At 71.2% G+C, this 15,653-nt stretch carries 14 protein-coding genes, 1 tRNA gene and 1 pseudogene; 7 read left to right on the top strand and 9 right to left on the bottom strand.

Annotated elements, in window-relative coordinates:
- The first annotated feature begins 151 nt into the window (after window positions 1–151).
- A tRNA-Thr gene (locus tag ABD794_RS04265) sits at window positions 152–225 on the top strand.
- Between the two features lie 90 nt (window positions 226–315).
- On the opposite strand, the gene ABD794_RS04260 is transcribed toward ABD794_RS04265, so the two are convergent.
- Window positions 316–2,475, bottom strand: coding sequence for an MMPL family transporter (locus ABD794_RS04260; protein ID WP_344960969.1), 2,160 nt, complete (start codon window positions 2,473–2,475; stop codon window positions 316–318).
- 246 nt (window positions 2,476–2,721) lie between these two features.
- Here ABD794_RS04260 and ABD794_RS04255 point away from each other — a divergent pair, with 246 nt between their 5' ends.
- Window positions 2,722–3,846, top strand: coding sequence for a M24 family metallopeptidase (locus ABD794_RS04255; protein WP_344960968.1), 1,125 nt, complete (start codon window positions 2,722–2,724; stop codon window positions 3,844–3,846).
- Between the two features lie 158 nt (window positions 3,847–4,004).
- On the opposite strand, the gene ABD794_RS04250 is transcribed toward ABD794_RS04255, so the two are convergent.
- From ABD794_RS04250 to ABD794_RS04240, 3 genes are all read right to left on the bottom strand, one after another.
- Window positions 4,005–5,510, bottom strand: a complete 1,506-nt coding sequence (locus ABD794_RS04250) for an MFS transporter (protein WP_344960967.1) — start codon at window positions 5,508–5,510, stop codon at window positions 4,005–4,007.
- Window positions 5,511–5,573: 63 nt separating this feature from the next.
- On the bottom strand, window positions 5,574–6,071 hold the full coding sequence (locus ABD794_RS04245) for a hypothetical protein (protein WP_344960966.1): 498 nt from the start codon (window positions 6,069–6,071) through the stop codon (window positions 5,574–5,576).
- 70 nt (window positions 6,072–6,141) lie between these two features.
- Complete coding sequence (locus ABD794_RS04240; protein ID WP_425585920.1) at window positions 6,142–7,686, bottom strand: M4 family metallopeptidase; 1,545 nt, start codon at window positions 7,684–7,686, stop codon at window positions 6,142–6,144.
- Between the two features lie 365 nt (window positions 7,687–8,051).
- Between ABD794_RS04240 and ABD794_RS04235 the strand changes: the two genes are divergently transcribed.
- Window positions 8,052–8,609: a GNAT family N-acetyltransferase gene (locus ABD794_RS04235; protein ID WP_344960964.1), complete on the top strand. Its 558-nt coding sequence runs from the start codon at window positions 8,052–8,054 to the stop codon at window positions 8,607–8,609.
- A 15-nt stretch (window positions 8,610–8,624) separates the two neighbouring features.
- Here the strand turns inward: ABD794_RS04235 and ABD794_RS04230 are convergent, their stop codons facing one another.
- The 3 genes from ABD794_RS04230 to ABD794_RS04220 all read right to left on the bottom strand — a co-directional run bounded on the left by ABD794_RS04230 (window position 8,625) and on the right by ABD794_RS04220 (window position 10,030).
- Window positions 8,625–8,813 (bottom strand): antitoxin, encoded by a 189-nt coding sequence (locus tag ABD794_RS04230; protein WP_344960963.1) that lies wholly within the window; start codon window positions 8,811–8,813, stop codon window positions 8,625–8,627.
- Window positions 8,814–8,882: 69 nt separating this feature from the next.
- Window positions 8,883–9,068, bottom strand: a complete 186-nt coding sequence (locus ABD794_RS04225; protein ID WP_344960962.1) for a hypothetical protein — start codon at window positions 9,066–9,068, stop codon at window positions 8,883–8,885.
- Between the two features lie 386 nt (window positions 9,069–9,454).
- Window positions 9,455–10,030: a TerD family protein gene (locus ABD794_RS04220; RefSeq protein ID WP_344960961.1), complete on the bottom strand. Its 576-nt coding sequence runs from the start codon at window positions 10,028–10,030 to the stop codon at window positions 9,455–9,457.
- Between the two features lie 195 nt (window positions 10,031–10,225).
- Between ABD794_RS04220 and arfB the strand changes: the two genes are divergently transcribed.
- The gene (gene arfB / locus ABD794_RS04215) at window positions 10,226–10,660 is read left to right on the top strand and encodes an alternative ribosome rescue aminoacyl-tRNA hydrolase ArfB (protein ID WP_344960960.1); all 435 of its coding nucleotides are present in this window, start codon (window positions 10,226–10,228) and stop codon (window positions 10,658–10,660) included.
- Between the two features lie 487 nt (window positions 10,661–11,147).
- Here the strand turns inward: arfB and ABD794_RS04210 are convergent, their stop codons facing one another.
- On the bottom strand, window positions 11,148–11,699 hold the full coding sequence (locus ABD794_RS04210; RefSeq protein ID WP_425585919.1) for a flavin reductase family protein: 552 nt from the start codon (window positions 11,697–11,699) through the stop codon (window positions 11,148–11,150).
- Between the two features lie 322 nt (window positions 11,700–12,021).
- Here ABD794_RS04210 and cdgB point away from each other — a divergent pair.
- From cdgB to ABD794_RS04195, 3 genes and pseudogenes are all read left to right on the top strand, one after another.
- Window positions 12,022–13,784 (top strand): annotated as a pseudogene (gene cdgB / locus ABD794_RS04205) (diguanylate cyclase CdgB).
- 405 nt (window positions 13,785–14,189) lie between these two features.
- Complete coding sequence (locus tag ABD794_RS04200; RefSeq protein ID WP_344960958.1) at window positions 14,190–14,624, top strand: hypothetical protein; 435 nt, start codon at window positions 14,190–14,192, stop codon at window positions 14,622–14,624.
- On the top strand, window positions 14,621–14,827 hold the full coding sequence (locus tag ABD794_RS04195) for a carbohydrate-binding protein (RefSeq protein WP_344960957.1): 207 nt from the start codon (window positions 14,621–14,623) through the stop codon (window positions 14,825–14,827). Before ABD794_RS04200 ends, ABD794_RS04195 begins: the two co-directional genes overlap by 4 nt.
- Here ABD794_RS04195 and ABD794_RS04190 read toward each other — a convergent pair.
- Window positions 14,790–15,650, bottom strand: a complete 861-nt coding sequence (locus ABD794_RS04190) for a class II fructose-bisphosphate aldolase (protein WP_344960956.1) — start codon at window positions 15,648–15,650, stop codon at window positions 14,790–14,792. The two genes, ABD794_RS04195 and ABD794_RS04190, sit on opposite strands and share 38 nt — an antisense overlap.
- Window positions 15,651–15,653: the final 3 nt, after the last annotated feature.

The following is a 15,653-nucleotide window of genomic DNA, read 5'->3' as shown; positions in this document are numbered from 1 at the left end:
GACGATCCGAGTAGAGGGAGTGGTCCAGTCCAATCGGGCCGGGTTGCGGGTGACGCTACCGCCGCGGGGTCCGGTTGTCAGCAGGCCCCGGGCCACGTCGTGAAAATCACGGCCGGGCGGGCGGGGGAGTCCGGTTAGACTGCTTCCGCGTGCCGCCTTAGCTCAGTTGGCCAGAGCACCTGTCTTGTAAACAGGGGGTCGTCGGTTCGAACCCGACAGGCGGCTCTGAGCACAGTGAAGCCCGGGCCTTCGGCCCGGGCTTCCGCTGTTGCCCCGCCCCTCCCCGGTCAGGGGCGGGGGCGGGGTGGGGTCCTCCTACCGGTGACCCGAGTACGACGGCGCGTCCGCCACCGCCCGGTGGTCATCCGGTCCTTCGGGCCGGACCGCGTCCTGGTGGCCCGGCCACCAGGCCTTGTGGCCCAGCAGCGACGTGATCGTCGGCACCAGCAGCATCGCCATCACGAAGGCCGTGAGCAGGATGCCGAAGGCCACCGCGAAGCCCATCTGCTGGAGCATCGAGTTGTCGGCGAGGACCAGGACGCCGAACGTACCGGCGAGGATGATCGCGGCGGCGGAGACCGTCGGGGCCGACTGGGCCACCGCGGTGCGGATGGCCTGCCGCGGAGGTACGCCCTTGCGGACCTCCTCCCGGAGCCGGGCGACCATCAGGATGTTGTAGTCCGTGCCGATGGCGACCACGAAGAGGTAGATGATGATCGGCAGCATGAAGAGCATGCCGTCCTCGCCCTTCACATCCTGGAAGAGCCAGACCGTCGAGCCGAGCGTGGCGCCGTAGCCGAGGGCCACGGCGAGCATCAGGTAGACCGGGGCCACCAGGCTGCGCAGCAGCAGGCCCAGGATCACCATGATCGCGAGACCGGCGACCGGGAAGACCACCTTGTAGTCGTGGGCGACGGCCTTCTCGACGTCCGCGAGGACCGCCGAGGTGCCGCCGACCAGGGCCTCTGTGTCCTTGGGCGCGGCGGCGTGCGCCGCGTCGCGCAGGTCGTCGCCGACGACCCTGATGGCCTTGTCCGCGGTGGGCTTGTCCTTGGTGACGACGGTGTACTGCGCGACGGACCCGTCCTTGTTGGGGACGGCCGGGGCGACCTGGGCCACGCCCTTGACCGCCGCGATCTTGCCGCGGAACGCCTCCAGCTCGCCCTTGTCGAGCGGCGCCTTGTTCTTCGACTCCAGGTAGACCATGGCCGGGTCGGACTGGCCGGCGGAGAAGCCCTTCTGGAGGTCCTTCATCGCCTGGACGGACTCCAGCTTGGCGGGCAGCTGGCTGTCCATGTCGAACTTGTTCTTGAAACTGAACGCGCCCACGGCCAGTACGGCGAGCACCACGGTGGACAGCAGCGCCACCGCGGCCGGACGCCGGGAGACGAGGCCGCCGACCGCGTTGGCCATGCGGTTCTTCGGGGTCTTCTTCCATGCCTTCGACGGCCAGAACGCCGCCCGGCCCAGCAGCGAGAAGACGGCGGGGACCAGGGTGAGCGCCGCGACCAGGGTTACCGCGACGGCGATCGCCAGCGACGGGCCCATCGCCGCCAGCATGCCCATGGTGGACAGCAGCAGGGCGAGGAAGGACGCGATGACCGCGCCGGCGGCGGAGGCGATGGTCTCGCCGACCCGGGCCACGGCCTCGGCCAGGGCTTCCTTCGGCTCCTTGCCGGCGCGCAGCAGCTCGCGGTAGCGGAAGAGCAGGAAGAGGATGTAGTCCGTACCGATGCCGAAGAGGACGACGATCAGGATCTGGGAGATGCTGGCGTCGGCCTTGAGTCCGCCGACCTCGGCGGCGGTGCCGATCAGGCCGTTGGCCACCGAGGCGACGATACCGATGATGATCACGGGCAGGATCGCGATCAGCGGGCTGCGGAAGATGACCAGCAGCAGCACGACGATGAGCACCAGCGTGGCCATCATGATCAAGCCGTCCGTGTCACCGGAGGACTCCATCGCGTCGACGGTGGACGCCGCCTGGCCGGTGACGCCCATCTTCAACTGGGTGCCCTGCAGCAGGGGCTTGGCGTCCTTGCGGAGCTGCTTGACCGAGTCCAGCAGCTTCTGGTTGTTCAGGTCCTTGTCGGTGGAGACGATGTTCGCCAGCGCGATCTCGCCGTTCGGGGAGACGGCCTGGGGGCTCGTCGCCACCTTGGATATCTTCTCGAAGTGCTTGTTCTGCAGGCCGTTCGTGACCTTGACGACGTCCTGCTTGTCCGCGGCCGTGAGCTTCCCGCCGTCCCCGCGCTTGAACACGATGATCGACGCGGACTGTTCGGTCTGGGGGAAGGCCTTCTCCTGGAGCTTGCCCGCCTTCACCGACTCGTAGTGCGAGGGCAGGAACTCCGCCTGGTCCCTGGTGGACTTCAGACCCGGCGCCAGCATGCCCAGCGCGACCGCCGCGAGTATCCACGCGACGATCGTGAGCCATGGCCGGTGGACGGCGAACCGTCCGACTCGTCGGAACATGGTGTGGAGCTCCCCCTCAAACTGGTGGTGGCACGGCCCGGAGACGGGATGGGAATGTCTGTGCGGGCAGACCTACGCTAGGGAAGCTCTTTATGCGGAGACAACGAATCCCTGGGATATCAGGGGGAAATCGGTCCTGGGGTGGGGGAACCCTCCTCCCCGGGGAGGAGAGACCCCTCACCCGTGAGGTAGAGATCACCTGCCGAACGTCTCCACCCGGATTACGCTGCCCCCATGGTCTCCACGATGGATCTTGCCTCCGGCAGCGGGAACCCCGACGACTACGCCGCCCGCATGGAGCGTGCCGCGCGGGCGGCGGCCCAGGAGGGGCTCACCGGGCTGATCGTCTCGCCCGGCCCCGACCTGGTCTGGCTCTGCGGCTACCGGGCCTCGCCCGGCTCCGAGCGGCTCACCGCGCTGATCCTCGTGCCGGGCCGGCGGCCCCTGCTGATCGTCCCCGAGCTGGAGCGGGGCGGAGCCGAACACGCGCCCGGCGCCGGGGCGTTGACCATCACCGGCTGGCGGGACGGGGAGAACCCGTACGACGTGGCCGCCGGCCACCTCGACGCGCGCGGCCGCTACGGCGTCTCCGACAACACCTGGGCCCTCCACCTGCTGGCCCTCCAGCGCCTGCGCCCCGGCGCCGGCTACGCCGCGCTGACCGAGGCCCTGCCGATGCTGCGGGCGGTCAAGGACGCGGCCGAGGTGGAGCGGCTGGCGGCGGCGGGGGCGGCGGCCGACGCGGTCTACGAGGCGATCGTGGAGCGGCCGTTCGCCGGGCGGCGCGAACTGGAGGTCGCGGCCGACCTGGACCGGCTGCTGCGCGAACACGGGCACTCCCAGGTCGACTTCACCATCGTCGGCTCCGGACCCAACGGGGCCGATCCGCACCACGATTCCGGGGACCGCGTCATCGGGGAAGGTGACATGGTCGTCATGGACTTCGGCGGACTGCTGGGCGGCTACGGCTCCGACACGACGCGCACCGTGCACGTCGGCGAGCCGACGGCGGAGGAGCGCAAGGTCCACGACGTCGTGCGGGAGGCGCAGCAGGCGGCGTTCGAGGCGGTGCGGCCCGGGGCCGCGTGCCAGGACATCGACCGGGCGGCGCGGTCGGTGATCGTGCGGAACGGATTCGGCGAGTACTTCGTCCACCGGACGGGGCACGGGATCGGCGTCACGACGCACGAGCCGCCGTACATGGTGGAGGGGGAGCATCAGCCGCTGGTGCCGGGGATGTGCTTCTCGATCGAGCCGGGGATCTATCTGCCGGGGCGGTTCGGGGTGCGGATCGAGGACATCGTGGTGTGCGGGGAGTCGGGTGGGCGGCGGTTGAACAACACGGAGCGGGAGCTTCGTGTGGTGAGGTGAGTCCGCCCCTGCCCCGCCCTTTCACCGTTTCTCCCGGGGCTCCGCCCCTCGGCCCGAAGCCGCGCTCGGCGGAGCCCCCGCCGCCGCCCGGAGGGCGGTTCGGGGCCGGGGCTCCGCCCCGGGAAACGGGGAAAGGGCGGGGCGGGGGCACAACCCCCTCACCGACCCGCCCGCATTCGGTGCGGGTCGTACGGCGCGGCACCCCCCGCCGTCTCCCGGCGCACCGGCGCCCCCGCCGTGATCAGCAGCCATGCCGTCACCGCCGCCAGCAGCATGATCCCGGACGCCCACGCCAGGCCCACGTGGAAGCCGTGCACCACGCCGGACTTGACGACGTCGGTCGTGACGGCCGGCCGGCGGGCCGCCAGGTATGCCGCCGTCGTGCTCGTCGCGATCGTGTTCAGGAGCGCCGTACCGATCGAACCGCCCACCTGCTGGCAGGTGTTGACCGTCGCGGAGGCGACGCCCGCGTCCGACGGGTCCACCCCCTTCGTGGCGGTGTCCATGACGGGCACGAAGAGCAGTCCCATGCCGAGCCCGAAGAGGATCGTGGACGGCAGGACGTGCACGGCGTACTCCGCGCGGACCGGCAGGAACGTCAGGAGGAAGAGCCCGGTGGCGGCCAGCACGGCCCCGCAGGACAGCGGGACCCGCGGCGGCAGCCGGTGCAGCAGGCGCGGTGAGAGCTGGGTGCTGGTCAGCATGATCGTCGCGGACATCGGCAGGAACGCCAGGCCCGCCTCCACCGGCCGGTAGCCCAGGACGCCCTGGAAGTAGTACGTCATGTACAGGAACATCCCGAACATGGCGATCACCGCGAGCCAGAGCGTCAGGAACGCCCCGGTGCGGTTGCGATCGCGCACGATCCGCGGCGGCAGCAGCGGGCTCGCCGCCCGGGTCTGCCGGACGGCGAACAGCCCGAGCAGCACCGCTCCCGCGCCCAGCGAGCCCAGGACCCGCGGGCTGTCCCAGCCGCGGGACGACGCCTCGCTGCACCCGTAGACCACGCCGACCAGGCCCGTGCAGGCGAGCAGGACGCCGGGGATGTCCAGCCGCGGCCGCCGCTCGGGCCGGTGGTCGTGGAGGGACCACAGGCCGCCGAGGAAGGCCAGCACGGCGATCGGCGCGTTGACGTACATGCACCAACGCCAGTCCAGGTACTCGGTCAGCAGGCCCCCGGCGATCAGCCCGATCGCGCTGCCCGCGGCGGCGGTGCCGCTGAACACGCCGAACGCCCTGGCCCGCTCCCGCGGCTCGGTGAACGTCGTCGTCAGCAGGGAGAGCGCGGACGGCGCCAGGGTCGCCGCGAAGACGCCCTGCAGGGCACGGGCGCCGAAGAGGTGCCAGTCCTCCTGGGACGCGCCGCCCACTCCCGAGGCGACGGCGAAGCCGATCAGGCCCACGAGGAAGGTGCGTTTGCGCCCCACCAGGTCCGCCACGCGCCCGCCGAGCAGCAGCAGGCCGCCGAAGGCGAGCGTGTACGCGGTGATCACCCACTGCCGGTTGGTGTCCGACATGTGCAGCTCGCGCTGGGCGGACGGCAGGGCGATGTTCACGATGGTCGAGTCGAGCACGACCATCAGCTGTGCGATGCCGATGAAGGCCAGTCCCCACCAGCGGCGGGAACGGCAGACGGCGTCCGGTGCGGGGTACACAGTGCTCATCGGGGACCTCTCGCACCAGGCTAGGCCCGCCGGATGGCATCTGCCTCCCGAGTCACACCCGAGTCACACCCGGGGGAAGCGGCTCAGCAGCGTCCACACGGCCGGGTTGGCGTCGAGGCCGTCGTGCATGTCGGTGAGGTCCGCGACGAGGTCGTGCAGGAAGTCCCGGGCCTCGCGGCGCAGTGCCCGGTGGTCGAGGACGAGCGGGGGCTCGTCGACCGGTGCCCAGTCGGCGGTGACCTCCACCCAGCCGAAGCGGCGCTCGAAGAGCATGCGGTCGCTGGACTCGGTGAAGTCGAGCTCCGCGTACTGCGGGGCGGCCGAGCGGGAGCCGCGGGGGTCGCGGTCGAGCTCCTCGACGATGTCGCACAGGGCCCAGGCGAAGTCCAGTACGGGCACCCATCCCCAGGCTGTGGACAGCTCCCGGTCTTCCTTCGTGTCGGCGACGTAGACGTCGCCGCAGAACAGGTCGTGCCGCAGGGTCCGCACGTCGGCGGTGCGGTAGTCCGTCTGCGGCGGGTCGGGGAAGCGGCGGGAGAGGGAGTAGCCGAGGTCGATCACGTCGTCGATGGTGCCACGGCGGAGCCGCCCCCGGAGGCCGGGGGCGGCTCCGCCCGGTCGCAGGGCGGGACTACTTGACGCTGATCGCGGTCCAGGCCGCGGCCACCGCCTTGTACTCCGCGCTGTTGTTGCCGTAGAGCGAGGCCGCGGCGGCGAGGGTGCCGGTGCGGGCCTTGGCGTAGTTGGTGTTGGAGGTGAACTGCGTGGTCAGCGCCTTGTACCAGATCTTGGTGGCCTTGTCGCGGCCGATGCCGGTGACCTTGGAGCCGTCCGCGGTCGGGCTGTCGTAGTTCACGCCGTTGATCGTCTTCTTGCCACTGCCCTCGGAGAGCAGGTAGAAGAAGTGGTTGGCCGGGCCGGACGAGTAGTGGACGTCGATCCCGCCGAGGCCGGAGTACCAGCTGTCCTTCGACTTGCCGTCCTTGCTGGGCTTGTCCATGTACCGCAGCGGCTTGCCGTTGCCGAAGATGTCGATCTTCTCGCCGATGAGGTAGTCGCCCACGTCGGACTTGTTGTTGGCGTAGAACTCGACGGCGGTGCCGAAGATGTCGCTGGTCGCCTCGTTGAGGCCGCCGGACTCGCCGCTGTAGACCAGCTTGGCGGTGGCGGCGGTGACGCCGTGGCTCATCTCGTGCGCGGCCACGTCGATGGCGGTCAGCGGCTTCTTGTCGCCCTCGCCGTCACCGTAGGTCATGCAGAAGCAGGAGTCCGACCAGAAGGCGTTGACGTAGCCCTTGCCGTAGTGGACGCGGGAGTAGGCGGCCTTGCCGTCGTTGCGGATGCCGTTGCGGCCGAAGGTGTTCTTGTAGAAGTCCCAGGTGACGGCCGCGCCGTAGTGGGCGTCGACGCCGGCGGTCTGCCGGCCGCCGCCCCAGGTGTCGGTGCTGTTGGTGTACAGCGAACCGGTGCCGGACGAGCCCTGGTTGAGGTCGTACGTCTTGTGGCCGCCGCGCTTGCCGTCGACGAGCTGGTACTGCGAGCCGGACTTGGTGGTGTCCAGGGGCACCGTGCCGCTGTACGTGCTGGTGCCGCTGCCGGTCTCGATGCCCTCGTACTGGAAGAGCTTCTTGCCGTTCGCCGCGTCGGTGACGACGTGCAGCTCGCTCGGGGTGCCGTCCTTCTGGACGCCGGTGACCACGGTCTCGTACGCCAGGACCGGCTTGCCCTGGGCGGCCCAGACGACCTTGCGCGGGGACTGGCCGGCGGGCTTGGCGGTCTTCTGCGCGGCGGCCGCGCTCAGCGCGGACTTCTTGGCCTCGGCCGGGGCGAGGGACGCGTCCGTGGAGACGGCTATGGACGCCTCGTTCGCCTTGGTGACCGAGCGCGCCCCGGCCTTCGTCTCGTGGACGATCAAGTCGCCGCCCAGGACGGGGAGTCCGTCGTAGGTGCGCTCGTAGCGGGTGTGCACGGTGCCGTCGGCGTCCTTGACGACATCGCGGGCGACGAGCTTCTCCTTGCTGCCCAGCCCGATCTTCGCGGCGGTGCCCGCGGCGGCGCCCTGGGCGTCCTGGATGGCGGCGGCCCGCTGTCCGGCGGACAGGCCCACCGGAAGTCCTCCGCTGTCACGGTCACCCGAGGCGCTCGCGCTGCCGGTCTGGACGCCGACCACGACCATCGCGGCGGAGGCGACGAGGGCGGCGGCACGCAGGGCGGTGGTGCGGGGGGTGGCGGTGAGTCTCAACTCTGTCTCCTCTGAGGGGGGTTAGGGCAGCCCGGGTGGGGGCGGCCCCTTGGTACGAGAGGTGCAGGAGCGAATGTGAGGAGAGCGTGCCACCCCTTGAGCGCTTTTGACAGGGGCGCAACAAGGATGTGATCTGTCGTTATCTCAGAACGACTAATTCCGGTCGGTGTTGGCCGATCGGGTTTAGAAAAGGCAGAGTTGAGGCTGAAGTGGCCGATGAGGCTGGTGGGACTGCCCGGTGGACATGCCGGATCCCCCGCCCCGCCGGCCGGTGGAACGGGCCGGGGAACAGGGGATCCATGCGGGTCAGGACGTATGCGGAAGGCGCCGTACCGGGGCATCTGGCCGCCGCGGCCGAGGCGTTGCGCGAGCGCGAGTGGCCCGGCGGCGGGCCGCACGATCCGGCGCTGCGGCCGGTGGTGATGCTGCTGCTATCGGCGGACGACGAGGTGGTGGCCGCGCTGGACGTCCTCTTCAAGGACGTCGCCCACGCGGGCCGGGTCTACCGGGCCGCCGGGCTGAGCGCGGTGGTCACCGACCCGGCGCACCGGGGCAGCGGAAACGGGCGGCGGCTGGTGGCCGCCGCCCGTGAGTGGATCGCCGCGCAAAGCGTCGACCTGGGCGTTTTCACCTGTGACCGCCCCTTGCGGGGCTTCTATGCGAGCGCCGGGTGGGAGGAGCTGGAAGGCACCGTCCTCGTCGGCGGAACGCCGGAGGATCCCTTCCCCAGCGACGGGCCCGGGTTCGACAAAGTCACCATGGCCGGATTCTTCACGGCGCGGGCGCGACGGGACGCGGACGCGTTCCGGGGGTGCCGCGTCGGGCTGTACCCGGGCGGCGTCGACAGGCTGTGGTGAGTCCTCTACGGGCCGCTACGGCTGGTCGTCCGTGGGCGGCCGGTTGCCGAGCTGCTCGTTGATCCTCCGCTGGGCCTCGTCGACCTGGCTCTGGTACTTGTTGCCGGTCCGCGCGTCGAACGCATCGCCGGCCTTTTCGACGCCCTGCCTGGCCTGGTCCTCATGGCCCTTGAGCAGGCCCTTGAGCTTGTCGAGCATGGACATGGAGTCCTCCTTGCGAGTGCCTGACAAGTCCAGGATCACCGCATCCGCGGTATTTGGCCAGTGCGCGTCTCAGGGCTCGTGCGGCCCCGGCGGCTTGCGCGGCTCGTGCGGGGGCGTGCGCTCCTCCGGGCCGATCGTGGGGTCGAGGGCCGAGTCGTACGTCCCCGTGCCCCGGCAGTGCTTGCACTGGCCGGTCCGGTGGACGGTGTCGGCCGGGCCCCGGAACGGGTCGGGGCCGGGGTGGTGGGCCAGCACGCGGGGAACGAATCCGGAGCCCTGGCACCAATGGCAGAGCGGGCGCGCCGGAAAGGGGCCGGAGCCGGAATCCGGGCCGGATCCGGAATCGGAATCCGGGCCCGGCTCCTGGGGGTTATCGCTGTCCGTCATCGCGGACGATGATGGTCCGTACCGCGGTGCCGGTTCCGGGAAACGGCGGCCCTTCATCCGTATGGGCATCGGCGCCGGCATCCGCGCCGGCATCCGTACGGGATCGTCACCTGACATATTCGTCAGGGGAATCCGGGCGCGTACTTGCATTTTCGAATGCATTTCGACAATGGCGGCGAAGAGGGCCGCTCCCCGGCGGGAAAGCGGCCCTCGTCACGCGCGTCACGCGATCCGGCTCAATCGCCCGTGGAATGTCAGACGTTGACGCCGAAGTCCTGCGCGATGCCGACCAGGCCGGAGGCGTAACCCTGGCCCACGGCACGGAACTTCCACTCGGCGCCGTGGCGGTAGAGCTCGCCGAAGACCATGGCGGTCTCGGTGGCCGCGTCCTCGCTCAGGTCGTAACGGGCGAGCTCGGCGCCGCCGGCCTGGTTGACGATGCGGATGTAGGCGTTGCGCACCTGGCCGAAGTTCTGCGAGCGCGCGGTGGCGTCGTAGATGGAGACCGGGAACACGATCTTGTCGACGTCGGCCGGGAGGGCGGCGAGGTTGACGTTGATCTGCTCGTCGTCGCCGTCGCCCTGACCGGTGGTGTTGTCACCGGTGTGCACGATGGAGCCGTCCGGCGTCTGCTTGTTGTTGAAGAAGACGAAGTGGCCGTCCGAGTAGACCTTGCCGGCGGGGTTCACCGCTATCGCGCTCGCGTCGAGGTCGAAGTCCGTGCCCGTGGTGGTGCGGACGTCCCAGCCGAGGCCGACGGTGACGGCCGACAGGCCCGGGGCCTCCTTGGTGAGGGAGACGTTGCCGCCCTTGGACAGGCTTACAGGCATGGGGGTGATCCCTTTCTCGTCGGACTCGCGGCCACGCGCTGCCTGCGCGAGCCGCTGTCACCCCGGTAAACGCCGACGGGGGGTGGTGAGGTTCCGTCCTCCTTTACTTTCTTTACCGGTTTCTGATGCCGGGTCGGCGACGGACCGGGGCAAACCCAGGTGACATGGGCATCACCGGCGGGCGACCATGGGTCCGTGTCCTCCGCTTCCCGACCCCACATCATCCGCGGTGCCGTGGCCCTGCCCGAGGCGGAGCTGGTGTGGCGCTTCTCGCGCTCCTCCGGCCCGGGCGGCCAGCACGTCAACACCAGCGACAGCCAGGCGGAGCTGCGCTTCGACCTGGCCGCGACGGAATCACTGCCCGCCGTGTGGAAGGAACGCGCGCTGGAGCGGCTGGCCGGGCGGCTGACGGACGGCGTCCTGACCGTACGGGCGTCGGAACACCGCTCCCAGTGGCGCAACCGCGAGGCGGCGGCGGTACGGATGGCCGCGCTGCTGGCGGAGGCGACGGCACCACCGCCGAAGCCGCGCCGGGCCACGCGGATCCCTCGCGGGATCAATGAGCGGCGGCTGAGGGAGAAGAAGCAGCGGTCGGACACCAAGCGGGGGCGCTCGGGTCGCTGGGACTGAGGGTGGGGTGGTCGTGGCGGGTGGTGGCCGCGTCCTGGGCGGCCGCGCCCGGGCCTGTATCGCGGCTGCGCCGCGTTCGCTGGGGGCTTCGCCCCCTGGGCCCCTGGCCGGGGCTCCGCCCCGGACCCCGTATCGCGGCTCCGCCGCTCGTCCTCAAGCGCCGGACGGGCTGAAATGGCGTGCCCGCGCCTGAAATCCAGCCCGGGCGCACCATGCAGCCCGCGCTCTAAATCCGGCGTGGGTGCGCACTTCAGCCTGTCCGGCGCTTGAGGACAGCGCCCGCAGGGCGCTGATGGAGCCCGCTCGGAGGGCCCGGCGGGGGCCAGGAGCGCAGCCCCCGTCGGGGGTCCAGGGGGCGGAGCCCCCGGTGGGGTGCAGGGGCGGAGCCCCGCCCACCCGCGCGGGGCACGGCTCCGCGCACCGCGGGTGGCGCAGGGGCGCAGCCCCTGTGAAAACGGATTAGGGCGGGGCGGGGAGCAAACCCCCGCTACGACAGCTGGCGGTAGCGGCCGCGGAAGTACATCAGGGGAGAGCTCTCCGAGCTCGGGGTGGACGCGCCGAGCACCCGCCCGATGTAGAGCGTGTGATCGCCCGCAGCCACCCGCTGCTCCGTCCGGCACTCCAGCACCGCGAGCGACCCCCGCACCAGAGGCGCGCCCGAGACGCCGCCGCGCTCCCAGGGGATGTCCTCGAAGAGCAGCCGGTCGCTGACGCGCCCCTTCATCGCGAAGCGGCCGGCGATGTGCCGCTGGCTCTCCGAGAGCAGGGACACCGCCCACAGCGGCTGCCGGTCGAGCAGGTCCTCCATGCGCGAGTCGTTGCGAACGCTCACCATCACGAGAGGCGGTTCCAGGGAGACGGAGAGGAACGCCGTCGCCGTCATGCCCACGTCCTCACCGCGCGGGCCTTCCTCGGGGTCGTGCGCGGTCACGAGCACCACACCGGCGGCGAGGCGGGCGAGAGCTGCGCGGAATTCCTCGGCGGTCACACCGTCAGGATGCGGTATGCGGGCCTCTGCGGGCGAAGTCGTCTGCAACACGCTCCGCACGCTAGCGGCCCGCGCCGGGCCGCTGCATCGGGCTGCGGTCCCAGGACCGGCCTGGTATTGGGGACTAGGGCTTCCGGCGCTTTCCCTTCCGGGAACCCTGACAGGGACTGCCGTATTTGCTATTCGTGAACGGTCAATGGACGGAAATTCCCGAAGCGAAGCGTGCAGGTGTGACCTGTGACATGAGTCACATAAGGCCCTATTTGTTGACCCTGTGTACCGAGTTGTCAGCTCGCTGTGATTCAGTGGCCGTGTAAACGGACGACAAGAAAATCTGGAGAGTCGCTGTCGAGGTCTCGGGGGAGAGCGAACCATGGAAACCGAGTCGGAGCCGTATGTCCGTCTGGCGACCTTGAGGCAGGTTCATCAGGCCGTAGCGGAGCTGAATAGCGCACGGAGTCTCGCGGACACCCTGCAGACGGTCGCCGAAGGCGTCGTGAACGGGCTCGGGTACGAGCTCGCGGCCGTCAATCTGGTCCAGGAGAACGGCGATCTCGTCGTGGCCGCCGTGGCGGGCGACGCGAGCGCCGAGGCGTTCCTGTCCGGCCGCGTCGGATCACGCGTGTCCTGGGAGCGCCGGCTGTCGATGGGGGAGCGCTGGGGCGAGCTGCGCTTCATCCCGTACACGGAGGGATGGGTGCTCGACGAGGACGACGTCCCCGCAGTGGCGCACCACCGGCCCCGCGCCGGGCTTCGCCGACGAGTGGCACCCCATGGACCGGCTCCTCGCCCCCATGTACACCGCCGGCTCCACCACCGGCGAGCTGCTCGGCGTCATCTCCGTCGACCGGCCGCGCAACGGCCGCCGCCCGGGCGCCTGGGGCCGCGAGGCCCTGCAGATGTACGCCTTCCAGGCGGCCATCGCCATCAGCAACGCCCGGCTGCGGGCCAACATGCAACGGGCCCTGCTCCGCCTGGAGCGCGAGCAGCAGGCGCTGCGCGCCAGCGAGGAGAGTTTCCGCCAGGCCTTCGAGTACGCGCCCAGCGGCATGGCCATCGCCGAGCTCGGCGGCGACCAGCACGGCCGGCTGCACAAGGCCAACGACGCGCTGTGCCGGCTGCTGGGCCGCCCCGCCACCCAGATGCGCCGCTACTCGTTCTCCGACCTCGTCCATCCCGAGGACATCGGCACCCTGCTGCGCACCTCCGCCGAGGGCGGCCGGGCCGAGCTGCGGCTGCGCCGGCGCGACGACAGCTACATCTGGGTCTCGCTGCGCAACTCCGTCGTCGCCGACGCCGCCGACGGCCCGCGCTTCCTGCTCACCCACGTCGAGGACATCGAGGACCGCAAGCGGCACGAGCTCCAGCTCGCCCACCGCGCCAGCCACGACGCGCTCACCGGCCTGCCCAACAGCGCCGAGCTGCGCGCCCGGCTCAGCAGCCGGCTGTGCTCCCGCCCGCCCGGCGCCGACGGGCGCGCGGAGGCCGTCCCCGGCCCCTTCGGCCGCCTCGACGGCTTCGCCGAGGTCGTCGGCGTGGGCAGCCCCTTCGGGGGGGCCCTTCGGCGAGCCGGTCCTGCTGGGCGCCGACGGGGCGTACGCGGCCGACCGCGCCTACGGCCACGACCACGGCCCCGACATCCCCGGCTCGCTCGTCGACGACTACCCGCCCGGCATCGAGGGCGGCTTCGACCACCACGAGCACACCGTCGCGCTCGACGAGGACAGCGACGACGGCAGCAAGGGCCTCGCCGTCCTCTTCTGCGACCTCGACGGCTTCAAGTCGATCAACGACCGCTTCGGCCACCACACCGGCGACGCCGTCCTGATCGAGGTCGCCCGCCGGCTGACCAGCGGCGTCCGCGACGGCGACACGGTGGCCCGGCTCGGCGGCGACGAGTTCGTCGTCCTCGCCGACGGGCTCGGCCTCGCCGACGCGGAGGACCTCGCGGTCCGGCTGCGGAACGCGATCATCCCCCCGATACGGGTGGACGGCCGCGCGGTCCGCGTCGGGGCCAGCTTCGGCATCGGCTGGGCGGGCTGCGGCATGTCCGCAGACGAGGTGCTGCGCTCCGCCGACCAGCGGATGTACGTCGAGAAGCGGTCCCGGGCCCGGGCGGGACGCCGTGCGGGCTGACGCGGGGATGCGTGTGTGCGGGCGGGCCGAGGTAGGCTGCGCCGAACGGCACCGCCCGGTGCACAGCGACGTGGGTGCCGATGGGCACATCACGTGGGGAGTGACAAGGGATGACGGCCGGTAACAACGGCGGCGCCGACGGCACGGGCAAGCCGGAGGAGGACGATCCGTTCGCCCCACCTCTACCGCTCGGAGGGCGGCGCGTCGAGCGCGCCGGGCACGCAGGCGCCACAGCCCGGCGTCCCGCGCACGTCGTACAACCAGGTCCGCCCGGTCGGCTCCCGCCAGTACAACCAGCAGCCCGGCGGCGGCACGTACGGCGCGGGCATCCCCCCGCAGCACCAGCCGGCGCCGCATTACGCGGCGCCGGAGACCTTCCCCGGCGGCGGCGCCCCGAGCCGCCCGATGCCGTCGGCCGCGCAGCCGCGGCCGAAGCGGCGGGGGCTGCTGATAGCCGCGATAGCCGTGGTGCTCGTGGTCGCGGGCGGCATCGGTACGGCGATAGTCCTGAACAAGGACAATGGCGACGGCAAGAGCACGTCCGTGAACGCGGACGGCTCGCAGTCGCCGAGTGCCGATGAGAAGAAGAAGGACGAGAAGAAGAAGGACGACGACAAGCCGTCCGGCAAGCCGGTCCTGGACCTGGACCGGGACGCGTCGTCCCCTGCGCCTGAGCGGTGGCGCGGCCACGGCCAAGGATGTGAAGGGGGCGCCGTCGGACGGTGGTGCCTACGTCACTCTGAAGCCGGGTGCTTCGATCGAGTGGAACAAGGTGACTGTCCCGAGCGACGGCCGCTACACGGTGTACATCGACTACGGTGCCCCGGGCGGGGGACGTGACCGGCGATCTCTGGATCAACGGGCAGAAGTTGACCACCGCGAAGCTGAAGAGCTATTCCGGCACCGACTGGTCGCACACCTACAACTGGGTCTCGCTCAAGGGTGGCAAGAACGACATCAAGCTGTCGTGCGACTCGGGCAACTGCAACGCCAACGTGGCCCGGATCAGGGTGATCCCGGGAGAGGTCTCGGGTCCCTCGTAGCCCCGATCACCCGCAGGAACCGCTCCACCGCCCCCGCCATCGCCTCCCGCGCGGGGGCGAGGTAGCGGCGCGGGTCCACCGTCGACGGGTGGGCCTCCAGGAAGGCGCGGACGGCGCCCGTGTAGGCCGTGTTGAGGGCCGTGCCCACGTTGATCTTCGTGATGCCGGAGGCGACGGCGCGGCGGAGTTCGGGGTCGGGGACGCCGGACGAGCCGTGGAGGACCAGGGGGACCGGGAGCGCGGTGTGGAGGGCCGCGATCAGGGCGTGGTCGAGGGTCGCCGTGCGGTCCGTCATCGCGTGGCTGCTGCCGACCGCCACCGCCAGCGCGTCCACGCCCGTGTCCGCGACGTACGCCGCCGCCTCGGCGGGGTCCGTGCGGACGCCGGGCGTGTGGGCGTCGCCCGCCTTGCCGCCGATGCGGCCCAGTTCGGCCTCCAGCCACAGGCCCCGGGCGTGGGCCCAACGGGCTGCCTCTGCTGTCGCCTTGACGTTCTCCGCGTAGGGGAGTTTCGACGCGTCGTACATGACCGATGAGAAGTCGTGCGCGGCTGCGGCGTGGAGCAACCGTACGGACTCCACGTGGTCGAGGTGGAGGGCCAGGGGGGTGGAGGAGGCGCGGGCCACGGCGGCCGTGGCCGAGGCGATGGGGGTCAGGCGGCCGCCGTGGAACTTCACGGCGTTCTCCGAGAGTTGGAGGATCGCGGGGGATCCGGCCGCCTCCGCGCCGGCGGCGATCGCCTCGGCGTGCTCGACGGTGATGACGTTGAACGCGGCCACGGGCGAGCCGCTCGCCAGCAGGTCCGCGGTGCGGGTCAGGGGCAAGGC

The organism is Streptomyces thioluteus (genome assembly GCF_039535865.1).
Note: the sequence above shows the minus strand (reverse complement) of the source record. Positions and strands in the feature narration are given on the sequence as shown.

Bases quoted from the DNA above. Each gene is read 5' to 3' on its own strand.
- ABD794_RS04260 (WP_344960969.1), bottom strand. From the start codon at position 2,475: ATGTTCCGACGAGTCGGACGGTTCGCCGTCCACCGGCCATGGCTCACG.
- ABD794_RS04255 (WP_344960968.1), top strand. From the start codon at position 2,722: ATGGATCTTGCCTCCGGCAGCGGGAACCCCGACGACTACGCCGCCCGC.
- ABD794_RS04250 (WP_344960967.1), bottom strand. From the start codon at position 5,510: ATGAGCACTGTGTACCCCGCACCGGACGCCGTCTGCCGTTCCCGCCGC.
- ABD794_RS04240 (WP_425585920.1), bottom strand. From the start codon at position 7,686: ATGGTCGTGGTCGGCGTCCAGACCGGCAGCGCGAGCGCCTCGGGTGAC.
- ABD794_RS04235 (WP_344960964.1), top strand. From the start codon at position 8,052: ATGCGGGTCAGGACGTATGCGGAAGGCGCCGTACCGGGGCATCTGGCC.
- ABD794_RS04230 (WP_344960963.1), bottom strand. From the start codon at position 8,813: ATGTCCATGCTCGACAAGCTCAAGGGCCTGCTCAAGGGCCATGAGGAC.
- ABD794_RS04220 (WP_344960961.1), bottom strand. From the start codon at position 10,030: ATGCCTGTAAGCCTGTCCAAGGGCGGCAACGTCTCCCTCACCAAGGAG.
- ABD794_RS04200 (WP_344960958.1), top strand. From the start codon at position 14,190: ATGCCGTCGGCCGCGCAGCCGCGGCCGAAGCGGCGGGGGCTGCTGATA.